Raw genomic sequence first — 12568 nt, forward strand, 5'->3', positions numbered from 1 at the left:
CAGGGGAAACGTCTAATGAATTACGAAGCGATCGTATTAGCGGCCGGACAAGGAAAACGGATGAACGCCGGCATGAACAAGCAATTTATTGAACTTGGCGGCGAGCCGCTCATTGTCCGAACGCTGAAAGTGTTCGATGGTGATGAGCGATGCAACGGCATTGTGCTTGTCGTCAATCCAACTGAGCGAGGCCAGTTCGAACAACTTTTCGAGCGCTACCGCATTCGAAAAGTAGTGGCATTCGCCGATGGTGGACAGGAGCGGCAGCATAGTGTTTATAACGGGCTGCAGGCGCTGAGGAGTGGGGAGATTGTCCTCATTCACGACGGTGCCCGCCCGTTTGTGCGTATCGGGCATTTGCATGAGCTGGCGGATGCCGCTGTTCAATATGGGGCGGCTATTCCAGCAGTGAGGGTAAAAGACACGATCAAAAAAGTGGACGGTTTGTTTGTCGAACAGACGATTGATCGTTCCAGCTTGTGGGCGGTGCAAACGCCACAAGCTTTTCGTCTGTCTTTGATCATGGAAGCGCATGAAGAGGCGAAAAAAGCCGGTTACCTCGGCACAGATGATGCCAGCCTTGTTGAGCGGCTCGGCAGGCCGGTGAAAATCTTAGAAGGGGACTACCGCAATATTAAGCTGACAACTCCGGAGGACCTTTTATTTGCTGAGGCGATTTTAGCAAGCCGCATCGCAGAGTAGATGGGGGTGAAGAGATGTTTCGCATTGGACAAGGGTTTGACGTCCATCAATTCGTTGAAGGGCGTCCGCTCATCATTGGGGGCGTACATATTCCGTATGAGAAAGGGCTGCTTGGCCATTCCGATGCCGATGTGCTGCTTCACGCGGTAGCGGATGCATGCCTTGGAGCGATTGGCGCTGGCGATATTGGCCGGCATTTTCCGGATACGGATCCGCGCTATAAAGACGCTGATTCAGCCGAGTTGCTTGCTCACGTATGGTCGCTCGTCCGGCAAGAAGGGTATGTGTTAGTGAACGCAGACTGCACCATTATCGCACAAAAGCCGAAGATGGCGCCGTACATTGAGGAGATGAAGACGGTGATCGCCCGGTTGCTCGAAGTCGAACGTTCGCAAGTCAATGTGAAGGCGACAACGACAGAAAAGCTTGGGTTCACTGGGCGCGAAGAAGGCATTGCTGCTCAAGTGGTTGTGTTGCTGCAAAAGAGCGAGGCATAATGTTTGGCTTTGTTATGATCGCTTGAGAAGCAGCGGTACAACGGGAAGCATTTCGTTCTCCGTTTTTTTGCTGGGGGACGTTTACGTGTTGTGCGGAAGAGTCCGGTGTCAGCGGCATGGTGCCGTTAAGGTGAGCCTTCCGTTTTGAACTTTGCCACGATAAACGGTACAATAATAGCACAAGCTTTGATGGAATTGGAGGTTTGGACGATGGCAAAAAACGTGCGCGTGCGCTATGCGCCGAGCCCGACTGGCCATTTGCATATCGGTGGGGCACGGACAGCGCTGTTTAACTATTTGTTTGCCCGCCATTACGGCGGAAAAATGATCGTCCGCATCGAAGATACGGATATTGAACGGAACGTTGAAGGCGGCGAAGAGTCGCAGCTTGAAAACTTAAAATGGCTTGGCATCGATTATGACGAATCGATTGATAAGGACGGCGGATATGGGCCGTATCGTCAGACGGAACGGCTCGATATCTATCGGAAGTATGTGAACGAGCTGCTTGAACAAGGGCATGCGTATAAATGTTTTTGTACACCGGAAGAGCTCGAGCGGGAACGTGAGGAGCAACGGGCGGCAGGTATTGCTGCTCCGCAATACAGCGGCAAATGCCGCCATTTAACGCCGGAGCAAGTTGCCGAGCTTGAAGCACAAGGAAAACCGTATACGATCCGCTTGAAAGTGCCGGAAGGGAAAACGTATGAAGTAGATGATTTAGTGCGCGGTAAAGTGACGTTTGAATCGAAAGACATCGGCGATTGGGTCATTGTGAAGGCGAACGGTATTCCGACGTACAACTTTGCCGTTGTCATTGATGACCATTTGATGGAAATCAGCCATGTGTTCCGCGGTGAGGAGCATTTATCCAACACGCCGAAACAGCTAATGGTGTACGAATATTTCGGTTGGGAGCCACCGCAATTCGCCCATATGACATTGATTGTCAACGAGCAGCGGAAAAAGCTATCCAAGCGCGATGAATCGATTATCCAGTTCGTGTCGCAATATAAAGAGCTCGGCTATTTGCCGGAGGCGATGTTCAACTTTTTCGCCCTTCTTGGCTGGTCGCCGGAAGGAGAAGAAGAAATTTTTACGAAGGACGAGCTCATCCGCATTTTTGATGTCGCCCGGCTGTCGAAATCGCCGTCGATGTTTGATACGAAAAAGCTGACATGGATGAACAACCAATATATCAAAAAGCTGGATCTCGACAGGCTTGTCGAGCTGGCGTTGCCGCATTTAGTGAAAGCCGGACGCCTGCCGGCAGATATGAGTGATGAGCAGCGGCAATGGGCACGCGATTTGATTGCCTTGTACCAAGAGCAAATGAGCTACGGTGCGGAGATCGTTTCGCTGTCCGAGCTGTTCTTTAAAGAAGAAGTCGAATACGAAGACGAAGCCCGCCAAGTGCTCGCCGAAGAACAAGTACCGGATGTGCTCTCCGCCTTTTTGGCGAATGTGCGTGAGCTTGAGCCGTTTACGGCGGATGAGATTAAAGCAGCGATCAAAGCAGTGCAAAAATCGACAGGGCAAAAAGGCAAGAAGCTGTTTATGCCGATTCGCGCCGCAGTGACTGGGCAAACACACGGACCGGAACTGCCGTTTGCCATCCAACTGCTTGGCAAACAAAAGGTGATTGAACGGCTCGAACGGGCACTGCATGAAAAATTTTAATCAGTCTTTTATGCACGTTTGTTTTGTAGCTGTGGTATAATAATAAAAAGTTTTTGGCTGAACAAGTACACATCATGACAAAGCGTTGACGAGGAGAAGTAGGAGACATCGGCATTCCAGAGAGAACCGCCTTGGCTGGGAGCGGTTTATGCCCGGTGTTGTCTGAAATGCGCCTCGGAGTCTCCTTTCGAACCGGAACAGAGACGTTCTGCAGTAGAGGGGAGCGGAGTATCTCCGTTATCAGACTCAAAGTGAGCGAAACAGCGCATCCGTTTCGCTAAACAGAGTGGAACCGCGCCAAAAGCGTCTCTGTGTCTTCGGCACAGAGACGCTTTTTATTCATCTATATTGACAATAGAATGGAGGGAGGATGCTATGTTTAAAACATTAAAAGAAGACATCGAAGTGATTTTCGATCAAGATCCGGCAGCAAGAAGCTATTTGGAAGTCATTTTAACGTATTCCGGCTTGCATGCCATCTGGGCACACCGGATCGCCCATGCGCTTTACAAACGGAAATTTTTCTTTCTTGCCCGTTTGATTTCGCAAATTAGCCGCTTTTTCACTGGCATTGAAATACATCCAGGCGCAAAAATCGGCCGCCGCTTTTTCATCGATCATGGCATGGGAGTGGTGATTGGTGAGACGTGCGAAATTGGCGACAACGTCACCGTCTATCAAGGGGTTACATTAGGCGGGACGGGGAAAGAAAAAGGGAAACGCCATCCGACGATTAAAGACAACTGTTTGATCGCTGCCGGGGCGAAAGTGCTCGGTTCGATTACAATTGGGGAAAATTCCAAAATTGGCGCTGGGTCGGTTGTGTTAAAAGATGTGCCGCCCAACTCAACGGTTGTCGGCATCCCTGGCCGTGTTGTGGTGCGCGACGGGGTAAAAGTGAAAAAAGATTTAAATCATACCGATTTGCCGGACCCGATCGCGGACCGATTCCGGGAGCTTGAGGCTGAAATCGCCCGGCTGCAAAGCGAGCTTGAGGCATTGAAACAACATGAAAGGAAGAGCGAATATGAGCAGTATCCGACTTTATAATACGTTGACGCGAAAAAAGGAAACGTTTGAGCCGCTCGAACCGAACAAAGTGAAAATGTATGTATGTGGCCCGACGGTCTATAATTATATTCATATCGGCAATGCTCGCGCCGCTATCGTCTTTGATACGATCCGCCGTTATTTAGAGTTCCGCGGTTATGATGTGACGTATGTATCCAACTTTACTGATGTCGACGACAAGCTAATCAGGGCGGCCCGCGAGCTTGGTGAGAGCGTGCCGGCGATCGCCGAGCGGTTTATTGAGGCGTATTTTGAGGACATTGAGGCGCTCGGCTGCAAAAAAGCAGATATCCATCCGCGCGTGACGGAAAATATCGAAACGATTATCGAATTCATTCAAGCGCTCATTGACAAAGGCTATGCGTACGAAGTCGATGGTGACGTATACTATCGGACGCGCAAGTTTGATGGCTACGGCAAATTGTCGCATCAGTCGATCGATGAGCTACAAGCGGGGGCGCGCATCGAAGTTGGGGAAAAGAAAGATGATCCACTCGATTTTGCTCTTTGGAAAGCAGCGAAAGAAGGAGAGATTTCTTGGGACAGCCCATGGGGGAAAGGGCGGCCCGGTTGGCATATCGAATGTTCAGCGATGGCGCGCAAATATTTAGGAGATACGATCGACATTCATGCTGGCGGCCAAGACTTAACGTTTCCACACCATGAAAACGAAATTGCCCAATCGGAAGCACTGACCGGCAAACCGTTTGCGAAATATTGGCTGCACAATGGGTATTTAAATATTAACAATGAAAAAATGTCCAAGTCGCTTGGCAACTTTGTACTTGTTCACGATATCATCCGGCAGATTGACCCACAAGTGTTGCGTTTCTTTATGCTGTCGGTGCACTATCGCCACCCGATCAACTATAGCGAGGAGCTGCTTGAGAGCGCTCGGCGTGGTCTCGAACGCTTGAGGACAGCATACGGTAATTTGCAGCACCGGCTTGGGGCGAGCACGAACTTAACCGATAACGACGGCGAGTGGCTTTCGCGCCTCGCGGATATCCGCGCCTCGTTCATTCGTGAAATGGACGATGATTTCAACACAGCAAACGGCATTGCGGTCTTGTTCGAGCTCGCCAAACAAGCGAACTTGTATTTGCAGGAGAAAACGACATCCGAGAATGTCATTCACGCGTTTTTGCGCGAATTTGAGCAGCTGATGGATGTACTCGGCCTTACTTTGAAACAAGAGGAGTTGCTTGACGAAGAAATTGAGGCGCTGATCCGCCAGCGCAATGAAGCGCGGAAAAATCGTGACTTTGCCTTAGCCGACCGCATCCGCGACGAGTTGAAAGCAAAAAATATCATTTTGGAAGATACGCCGCAAGGGACGAGATGGAAACGGGGATCGTAAACGATGGCACAGTTTGAAATCATCCATGATGTGAAACAATTAAATGGCTTGGCGCTCGCCTATATTGGCGACGCCGTTTACGAGGTGTATGTGCGCCGCCATTTGCTTGCGACTGGTAACGTTCGGCCGCATGAGCTGCATCGGCGGGCGATCCGCTATGTGTCGGCGCGGGCGCAGGCGAAAGTCATTTTAGCTTTGCTTGATGAAGACGCGCTGACCGATGAGGAGAAAGCCATCGTCCGCCGCGGCCGCAATGCCAAATCTGGCACGACTCCGAAAAACACGGATGTTCAGACGTATCGGCATAGTACAGCGTTTGAAGCGTTAATCGGGTACCATTTTTTAAGGAATGATGAGAAGCGAGTCGATGAGCTGATCGGCCGTTCATTTGCCATTATTGAAAGGGAAGAAAGGGCGTTGGAATGATGGAGTACATTATCGGCAGAAATCCGGTTATTGAAGCGCTCAAATCCGGGCGCGACATCAATAAAATTTGGATCGCCGAAGGGGCACATCGTCACGCCGTCGAGCCCGTCCTCGACTGGGCGAAGCGGCGGGGGGTGATCGTCCAATATGTCCCGAAGCGCAAGCTCGACCAAATGGCTGAAGGGGCGCACCAAGGAGTTATCGCCCAAGTGGCGGCGTACCGCTACTATGAGGTGGATGACTTATTCGCCCGCGCCGCTGAACGCGGCGAGGCGCCGTTTTTCCTCGTGTTGGACGAGCTTGAGGATCCACATAATTTAGGGGCCATCATGCGTACAGCCGATGCGGTCGGGGCTCATGGTGTCATCATCCCGAAGCGGCGTTCAGTCGGGCTGACGCCAACGGTCGCAAAGGCGTCAACTGGAGCGATTGAGCACATTCCGGTTGCGCGTGTGACGAACTTGGCACGGACGATCGACGAGTTGAAGGAGCGGGGAGTTTGGGTGGCCGGAACCGACGCAGCTGCCAAAGATGATTACCGTTCACTTGACGGTACGATGCCGTTGGCGCTTGTGATTGGCAGTGAGGGCAAAGGCATTAGCCGTTTAGTGCTCGAAAAGTGTGATTTTTTATTCCGGCTGCCGATGCGCGGTCATGTCACCTCGCTCAACGCTTCCGTTGCCGCCAGCCTACTTATGTATGAGGTGTACCGGAAGCGGTATCCATTAGGGGAATAGCTGATGAACATTTTGATTGTTGACGGCTATAACATCATTGGGGCATGGCCGGTGCTGCGCCAGTTAAAAGAAGAGGGCGATCTAGCTGCAGCAAGGGATTTGCTGATTGATAAAATGGCTGATTACAAAGGGTTTACTGGGGATCATGTCATGATCGTGTTTGACGCCCATCTCGTGCCAGGGAATGAGAAAAAATATAAAAATTACGATGTTGACGTTATTTTTACAAAGGAAAATGAGACGGCCGATGAACGGATTGAACGGTTGGCAAAAACGTTAATGAACGCGCGCACAAAGGTATATGTAGCGACATCTGATTATACTGAGCAATGGACAGTGTTTAGCCAAGGTGCCCTGCGCAAATCGGCACGCGAACTGCTGTACGAAATCGAGGCGGTTGAGCGGGATATTTCCAAAAAACTGAAGGAGATCAAGCAGCACACCCCCATCTCGAAAATGCCGCTCAATGATCGAGTTGCCGAAATTTTTGAAAAATGGAGAAGAGGGCAAAAATGAGCGGTTGACGCTGTAAAAATTTGTACTGTATAATAAATATTAGCGATTGATGCGGTCGGGGGGATCAGCGTGGGGGAATGCTTCAGAGTAGACAATGTCAGAGACTACCAAAAGTTGGATGATGAACAACTTGTCGCACTCGTTCATCAAGGGGATGGGGAAGCGCTTGATTTTTTAATTCACAAATACCAAAACTTTGTGCGCGCCAAAGCCCGCTCGTATTTTTTAGTCGGAGCCGATCGGGAAGATATTGTGCAGGAAGGGATGATCGGGCTGTATAAGGCAGTCCGCGATTTTAAAGGGGACAAGCTCTCCTCATTTAAAGCGTTTGCAGAGCTTTGTATCACAAGGCAAATGATCACCGCTATTAAAACAGCGACCCGCCAAAAACATATCCCGCTCAACTCTTACGTTTCTTTAGACAAGCCCATTTACGATGACGAATCAGACCGGACGCTCATGGATGTGTTGTCCGGTACACAAGCGACGGATCCGGAAGAATTGATTGTCAACCGCGAGGAAGTCGACGATATTGAGCTGAAGATGGCGGAGCTGCTAAGCGATCTAGAGCGGAAAGTGCTTGCCTTATATTTAGATGGGCGCTCGTACCAAGAAATTTCGGAAGAGTTGAACCGCCATGTCAAATCGATCGACAACGCTTTGCAACGTGTGAAGCGGAAGCTCGAGAAATATTTGGAATATCGGGAGATTAGCTTATAAGCAGCGTACCATCCTGAGGCAAAGGAAGACCAAAAGATAGCATTGACAGCAGAAACATGGGTATGATAAATTTTTATGGACATCCTGCGGAAACGGTGAAATGTTTATGCGCCAAAAAGTAACCCTGGCTTGCGAGCAGTGCGGAAGCCGAAATTATACAACGACAAAACAGATGGGCCGCCTCGGTGAGCGCCTGACGGCCAACAAATTTTGCTCAGTATGCAACAAACATACCGTCCATCGCGAAACGAAATGAGCGGTGGCGACAGTTTTGAGCAATCGTGGAGGTACGAGTGATGCAGCGAGTAACCAACTTTTTTAAAGAGGTCGTACGCGAACTGAAAAAGGTAAGTTGGCCAAACCGGAAGGAGTTAGTCAACTATACGGCGGTTGTGTTGGCCACGGTGGCGTTTTTCACCGTCTTTTTTGCCGTTATCGATCTCGGAATTTCACAGTTAATTCGCCTTGTGTTTGAATAAGAGGGCGAATGATATGCTATAATGAAAGATAATCGTAAGAGTATGGAACCCGGCAACGGGTTTTTGTTTTGCATAAAAAATGAAAACCGCCCTAGGGAGGCTCGCTGATGGAGAAAAACTGGTATGTCGTCCATACATATTCAGGATACGAAAATAAAGTGAAAGCGAACTTGGAAAAACGTGTTGAATCAATGGGGATGCAAGATAAAATTTTCCGTGTTGTCGTCCCCGAGGAGACGGAGACGGACATTAAGAATGGAAAGCGGAAAACGACGAAAAAGAAAGTGTTCCCTGGTTATGTGCTTGTTGAAATGGTCATGACCGACGATTCATGGTACGTTGTGCGCAACACACCGGGCGTTACCGGGTTTGTCGGTTCAAGTGGAGCAGGTTCGAAACCGACACCGCTCATGGAAGAAGAAGTAAAACTGATTTTAAAACGGATGGGCATGCCGCTCGCTGAGGTGGATGTCGACTACGAGGTGAACGAGACCGTCCGGATTAAAGAAGGGCCATTTGCGAATTTCACTGGAAAAGTTGAAGCGATTGACCCTGATAAACAGAAAGTAAAACTGCTTGTCGACATGTTCGGACGCGAAACGCGGGTGGAGCTGGAGTTTTCACAAATAGAAAAAATCTAATGGCAAAGAACTTGCAATCACTATTGAAAAGTGATAATATTTTAAAGTCAGTATGTCTTGGGTCTTAGACAAGGCATACAGCGATGAACTTATACCCGCTGTATAAGGGAGCAAACGTGCTTTATGCGCTGATCCTCTCGATGGAAACGGGAGATATGGAGACGGCTCGTTAGACTGGAGCCGAATGAGTGGGAGGGGCAATCCCTATTACCACATCACGGACTTAAGGAGGTGTGTCTCGTGGCGAAAAAAGTAATCAAGATCGTCAAACTGCAAATTCCTGCAGGAAAAGCGAATCCGGCGCCGCCAGTAGGTCCTGCGCTAGGTCAAGCCGGTGTTAATATTATGGCGTTTTGTAAAGAGTTTAATGCCCGTACCGCTGACCAAGCAGGGTTGATCATTCCGGTTGAAATTACGGTTTTTGAAGACCGTTCATTTACATTCATCACCAAAACGCCGCCAGCCGCTGTATTGCTGAAAAAAGCGGCCGGCATTGAATCGGGCTCCGGCGAACCGAACCGCAATAAAGTGGCGACGATCAAACGCGACAAAGTGCGTGAGATCGCTGAGCTGAAAATGCCGGATTTGAATGCAGCGAGCATTGAAGCAGCCATGCGCATGGTTGAAGGTACGGCTCGCAGCATGGGCATCGTGATTGAAGACTAAGGCCAGCGTGTTGTCCGGGGAGGTTGCGTATTCCGCAACCTCTCTCTCCATGGGCAAAAAAAGCGTTTGCTATTTGTTGGGTTAAGGATAGACCGCCTCAGCAGGCGGCTTTTCGCTGAATGGTGTACCTTCGAAAGAGACGAAGGTTGTTTCGTCGTGGGAGGTTTTTTCCGTTAAAACCACAATCAAGGAGGATTTTGACATGCCGAAAAGAGGGAAAAAGTACTTAGAAGCGTTGAAGCTCGTTGACCGCTTCAAAGCATACCCGGTTGCCGAAGCGATCGAGCTTGTGAAAAAAACGAACGTCGCTAAATTTGACGCGACGGTTGAAGTTGCGTTTCGTTTAGGTGTTGACCCGAAAAAAGCGGATCAACAAATTCGCGGTGCTGTCGTTCTGCCGCACGGTACAGGGAAAGTGGCACGCGTGTTAGTGTTCGCGAAAGGGGAAAAAGCGAAAGAAGCAGAAGCAGCTGGCGCTGACTATGTCGGCGATACGGAATATATCAACAAAATCCAACAAGGTTGGTTTGACTTCGATGTTGTTGTGGCCACGCCGGACATGATGGGTGAAGTCGGTAAACTTGGCCGCATTTTAGGACCGAAAGGGTTAATGCCAAACCCGAAAACTGGTACGGTTACATTTGATGTGACGAAAGCCGTGCAAGAAATCAAAGCCGGTAAAGTAGAATACCGCGTTGATAAAGCTGGTAACATTCATGTGCCGATCGGCAAAGTCTCGTTTGACAACGAAAAACTAGCTGAAAACTTCGCAACGATTTACGAAGCGATTTTGAAAGCAAAACCGGCAGCAGCTAAAGGGACGTATGTCAAAAACGTAACGATTACGTCGACAATGGGTCCTGGCATTAAAGTTGACCCGACGACCGTAGCGGTTGCACAATAAACGGTTGACTTTTGTCGCTTAGTCTGATAGAATGCCATTTGGTTGAACAAACGAATATCATTTGTACCGTAGACAGTAGGTGCCTTTTCGGGCTTAATTTCCTACCGAGGTATGTGGACGATAGACAGCGCGCCATCGATCGCGGCGCGTTGAACGATACCTCCATGTCTACGTGGCATGGGGGTTTTTCATTGAACTACCGAACGGTATAAGTGGTATTCCGCTATTTTCTTTGCAGGAGGTGCAGGACGTGTCGAGCGCGATTGAACTGAAAAAACAAGTGGTCGCTGAGATCGCGGATAAATTCCGTGCCAGCAAGGCGACTGTCATCGTCGATTACCGCGGCTTGAACGTGGCGGAAATGACCGAGCTGCGCAAACAGTTGCGCGAAGCAGGTATTGAGTTCAAAGTGTACAAAAACACGATGACCCGCCGGGCGCTCGCGGAAATCGGCCTGGAAGGATTGGATGAGGTGTTTACCGGCCCGAACGCCATTGCGTTCAGCAATGAAGATGTTGTAGCGCCGGCGAAAATTTTAAGCGAATTTGCGAAAACGCATGAGGCGTTGGAAATCAAAGGTGGCGTTATTGAAGGAAGCGTCGCTAGCAAAGAAGAAATCGACGCCTTGGCGAAACTTCCATCCCGCGAAGGGTTGCTCTCGATGTTGCTTAGCGTTCTTCAAGCCCCGATCCGCAACTTTGCGCTTGCGGTTAAAGCGGTGGCCGACAAACAAGAGGAACAAGGCGCGTAATGGCGCATATCGATGTGCATAACGAATATTAACACAAGGAGGAAACGATGATGACGAAAGAACAAATCATTGAAGCAGTGAAAAATATGACGGTATTGGAATTAAATGAATTAGTAAAAGCTATTGAAGAAGAATTCGGCGTAACGGCTGCAGCTCCGGTTGTTGTTGCTGGCGGTGCGGCAGCTGGCGGTGAAGCAGCAGCTGAGAAAACAGAATTCGATGTTATCCTTGCTGATGCTGGTGCGCAAAAAATTAAAGTTATCAAAGTTGTTCGTGAAATCACTGGCCTCGGCTTGAAAGAAGCAAAAGACTTAGTTGACAACACGCCGAAACCGCTCAAAGAAGCTGTTTCGAAAGAAGAAGCTGAAGAAATTAAAGCAAAACTTGAAGAAGTTGGCGCGAAAGTTGAAGTGAAGTAATCGTGTCGCTATAAAAAAGGGGCTGACCCAGGCAAGGGGCGGCCTCTTTTTTGTTACACTATATATCGGGGGCTAATGCAGCTTATCAACAGAGGAGGGATGATTGTGAGCGAACATTATTACTCAGCTAACCCGACGTCTGAGCGAAATCCCCAAACGTGGACGTTTACTTTGCGCGGACATGAATTCCGCTTTACGACCGACAGTGGGGTCTTTTCAAAGCGCGAGGTTGATTTCGGTACGCGTTTACTGATTGAAACGTTTCAAGAACCGGACGTTGCCGGTGATTTGTTAGATGTCGGTTGCGGGTACGGCCCGATCGGCCTCGCTTTAGCCAAATCGTTTCCCGATCGGCGCGTCCAGATGATCGATGTCAATGAACGGGCGTTAGAGCTAGCGGAAGAAAACAAGCAAGCAAACGGTATCCATAATGCCATCATTTATAAAAGCGACTTGTTTTCAGAAGTTGGGGAACAGCGATTTGCGGCAGTGATCACCAATCCGCCGATTCGGGCTGGCAAGCGGGTCGTCCATGCGATCTTTGAGCAAAGCCGAGCGCACCTAGTTGATAATGGAGAGCTGTGGGTTGTCATTCGAAAGAAGCAAGGTGCCCCATCCGCACTGCAAAAGCTGAAAGAATGGTTTGTGGCTGTTGAGGTTGTTGCGAAGAAAAAAGGATATTATATCATAAAGACGAAAAAATGTTGACACCGTTTTTTTATTGTGGTAACATTATAGAATGCTAAATATGCACATTTCCTGTGTAAAGGGGATGACGTATAATTTTGGACGCAATGGAAAAAATGATAAAATCAATAAATAGCTAAACATATGGTTTTCTACTGGATAGAAACCATTTTCTTTTTTTCGCCATCTAACATCTGGTTTCCTCGCGCCGGGAGCATGTTGAATCCCCTTAACGAAACGGTGGTGCCACAGCCAAGCCGTTTCCATCCGGACGGCGGGGGGCCGGCCGCATGCATGCCTAGCGCTGTGCCT

The 12568-nt window shown here is 49.3% G+C and carries 17 protein-coding genes and 2 other annotated features; all 17 genes read left to right on the plus strand.

The features are described 5' to 3' along the window. The first annotated feature begins 15 nt into the window (after positions 1 to 15). The 17 genes from ispD to NSQ22_RS00620 all read left to right on the plus strand — a co-directional run bounded on the left by ispD (position 16) and on the right by NSQ22_RS00620 (position 12277). On the plus strand, positions 16 to 702 hold the full coding sequence (gene ispD / locus NSQ22_RS00540) for a 2-C-methyl-D-erythritol 4-phosphate cytidylyltransferase (protein WP_029761777.1): 687 nt from the start codon (positions 16 to 18) through the stop codon (positions 700 to 702). Between the two features lie 14 nt (positions 703 to 716). Continuing rightward, positions 717 to 1199: a 2-C-methyl-D-erythritol 2,4-cyclodiphosphate synthase gene (gene ispF / locus NSQ22_RS00545; protein ID WP_029761776.1), complete on the plus strand. Its 483-nt coding sequence runs from the start codon at positions 717 to 719 to the stop codon at positions 1197 to 1199. A gap of 210 nt (positions 1200 to 1409) precedes the next feature. Beyond that, entirely contained in the window at positions 1410 to 2879 is a 1470-nt protein-coding gene (gene gltX, locus NSQ22_RS00550) for a glutamate--tRNA ligase (protein WP_029761775.1), read from the plus strand. A 76-nt stretch (positions 2880 to 2955) separates the two neighbouring features. Next, positions 2956 to 3193 (plus strand) — a binding site (T-box leader). Positions 3194 to 3254: 61 nt separating this feature from the next. Then, positions 3255 to 3929, plus strand: a complete 675-nt coding sequence (gene cysE / locus NSQ22_RS00555) for a serine O-acetyltransferase (protein WP_008882042.1) — start codon at positions 3255 to 3257, stop codon at positions 3927 to 3929. Beyond that, entirely contained in the window at positions 3907 to 5310 is a 1404-nt protein-coding gene (gene cysS / locus NSQ22_RS00560; RefSeq protein WP_008882041.1) for a cysteine--tRNA ligase, read from the plus strand. Before cysE ends, cysS begins: the two co-directional genes overlap by 23 nt. Positions 5311 to 5313: 3 nt before the next feature. Beyond that, a complete protein-coding gene (locus tag NSQ22_RS00565; RefSeq protein ID WP_008882040.1) occupies positions 5314 to 5736 on the plus strand; it encodes a Mini-ribonuclease 3 in 423 nt (140 codons plus the stop codon). Further along, the gene (gene rlmB, locus NSQ22_RS00570) at positions 5736 to 6473 is read left to right on the plus strand and encodes a 23S rRNA (guanosine(2251)-2'-O)-methyltransferase RlmB (RefSeq protein WP_035499806.1); all 738 of its coding nucleotides are present in this window, start codon (positions 5736 to 5738) and stop codon (positions 6471 to 6473) included. The genes NSQ22_RS00565 and rlmB overlap by 1 nt, the downstream gene beginning before the upstream one ends. 3 nt (positions 6474 to 6476) lie before the next feature. Beyond that, positions 6477 to 6989, plus strand: coding sequence for an NYN domain-containing protein (locus tag NSQ22_RS00575; protein WP_008882038.1), 513 nt, complete (start codon positions 6477 to 6479; stop codon positions 6987 to 6989). Positions 6990 to 7058: 69 nt separating this feature from the next. After that, entirely contained in the window at positions 7059 to 7709 is a 651-nt protein-coding gene (gene sigH, locus NSQ22_RS00580; protein ID WP_008882037.1) for an RNA polymerase sporulation sigma factor SigH, read from the plus strand. Positions 7710 to 7815: 106 nt separating this feature from the next. Next, positions 7816 to 7965, plus strand: coding sequence for a 50S ribosomal protein L33 (rpmG, locus tag NSQ22_RS00585; protein ID WP_011886625.1), 150 nt, complete (start codon positions 7816 to 7818; stop codon positions 7963 to 7965). Between the two features lie 40 nt (positions 7966 to 8005). Further along, a complete protein-coding gene (gene secE, locus NSQ22_RS00590; protein ID WP_008882036.1) occupies positions 8006 to 8188 on the plus strand; it encodes a preprotein translocase subunit SecE in 183 nt (60 codons plus the stop codon). Between the two features lie 107 nt (positions 8189 to 8295). Continuing rightward, a complete protein-coding gene (gene nusG / locus NSQ22_RS00595) occupies positions 8296 to 8829 on the plus strand; it encodes a transcription termination/antitermination protein NusG (protein WP_008882035.1) in 534 nt (177 codons plus the stop codon). Between the two features lie 240 nt (positions 8830 to 9069). Next, on the plus strand, positions 9070 to 9495 hold the full coding sequence (gene rplK, locus NSQ22_RS00600; protein WP_008882034.1) for a 50S ribosomal protein L11: 426 nt from the start codon (positions 9070 to 9072) through the stop codon (positions 9493 to 9495). 202 nt (positions 9496 to 9697) lie between these two features. Beyond that, on the plus strand, positions 9698 to 10399 hold the full coding sequence (gene rplA / locus NSQ22_RS00605; protein ID WP_011886627.1) for a 50S ribosomal protein L1: 702 nt from the start codon (positions 9698 to 9700) through the stop codon (positions 10397 to 10399). Between the two features lie 48 nt (positions 10400 to 10447). Next, positions 10448 to 10598 (plus strand) — a sequence feature (ribosomal protein L10 leader region). A gap of 51 nt (positions 10599 to 10649) precedes the next feature. Continuing rightward, the gene (rplJ, locus tag NSQ22_RS00610) at positions 10650 to 11150 is read left to right on the plus strand and encodes a 50S ribosomal protein L10 (RefSeq protein WP_008882031.1); all 501 of its coding nucleotides are present in this window, start codon (positions 10650 to 10652) and stop codon (positions 11148 to 11150) included. Between the two features lie 50 nt (positions 11151 to 11200). Next, positions 11201 to 11569 (plus strand): 50S ribosomal protein L7/L12, encoded by a 369-nt coding sequence (rplL, locus tag NSQ22_RS00615; protein WP_029761771.1) that lies wholly within the window; start codon positions 11201 to 11203, stop codon positions 11567 to 11569. Between the two features lie 105 nt (positions 11570 to 11674). Then, a complete protein-coding gene (locus tag NSQ22_RS00620; RefSeq protein WP_081157332.1) occupies positions 11675 to 12277 on the plus strand; it encodes a class I SAM-dependent methyltransferase in 603 nt (200 codons plus the stop codon). Positions 12278 to 12568 lie beyond the last annotated feature (291 nt).

This window comes from Geobacillus sp. FSL K6-3411, from assembly GCF_037965715.1.
Lineage (GTDB): Bacteria > Bacillota > Bacilli > Bacillales > Anoxybacillaceae > Geobacillus > Geobacillus thermodenitrificans.

Excerpts from the sequence above, each read along its gene's own strand:
- cysE (WP_008882042.1), top strand. The coding sequence starts at position 3,255 with ATGTTTAAAACATTAAAAGAAGACATCGAAGTGATTTTCGATCAAGAT.
- NSQ22_RS00575 (WP_008882038.1), top strand. The coding sequence starts at position 6,477 with ATGAACATTTTGATTGTTGACGGCTATAACATCATTGGGGCATGGCCG.
- rlmB (WP_035499806.1), top strand. The coding sequence starts at position 5,736 with ATGGAGTACATTATCGGCAGAAATCCGGTTATTGAAGCGCTCAAATCC.
- rplA (WP_011886627.1), top strand. The coding sequence starts at position 9,698 with ATGCCGAAAAGAGGGAAAAAGTACTTAGAAGCGTTGAAGCTCGTTGAC.
- ispD (WP_029761777.1), top strand. The coding sequence starts at position 16 with ATGAATTACGAAGCGATCGTATTAGCGGCCGGACAAGGAAAACGGATG.
- gltX (WP_029761775.1), top strand. The coding sequence starts at position 1,410 with ATGGCAAAAAACGTGCGCGTGCGCTATGCGCCGAGCCCGACTGGCCAT.
- ispF (WP_029761776.1), top strand. The coding sequence starts at position 717 with ATGTTTCGCATTGGACAAGGGTTTGACGTCCATCAATTCGTTGAAGGG.
- rpmG (WP_011886625.1), top strand. The coding sequence starts at position 7,816 with ATGCGCCAAAAAGTAACCCTGGCTTGCGAGCAGTGCGGAAGCCGAAAT.
- cysS (WP_008882041.1), top strand. The coding sequence starts at position 3,907 with ATGAGCAGTATCCGACTTTATAATACGTTGACGCGAAAAAAGGAAACG.
- nusG (WP_008882035.1), top strand. The coding sequence starts at position 8,296 with ATGGAGAAAAACTGGTATGTCGTCCATACATATTCAGGATACGAAAAT.
- secE (WP_008882036.1), top strand. The coding sequence starts at position 8,006 with ATGCAGCGAGTAACCAACTTTTTTAAAGAGGTCGTACGCGAACTGAAA.
- NSQ22_RS00565 (WP_008882040.1), top strand. The coding sequence starts at position 5,314 with ATGGCACAGTTTGAAATCATCCATGATGTGAAACAATTAAATGGCTTG.
- rplL (WP_029761771.1), top strand. The coding sequence starts at position 11,201 with ATGACGAAAGAACAAATCATTGAAGCAGTGAAAAATATGACGGTATTG.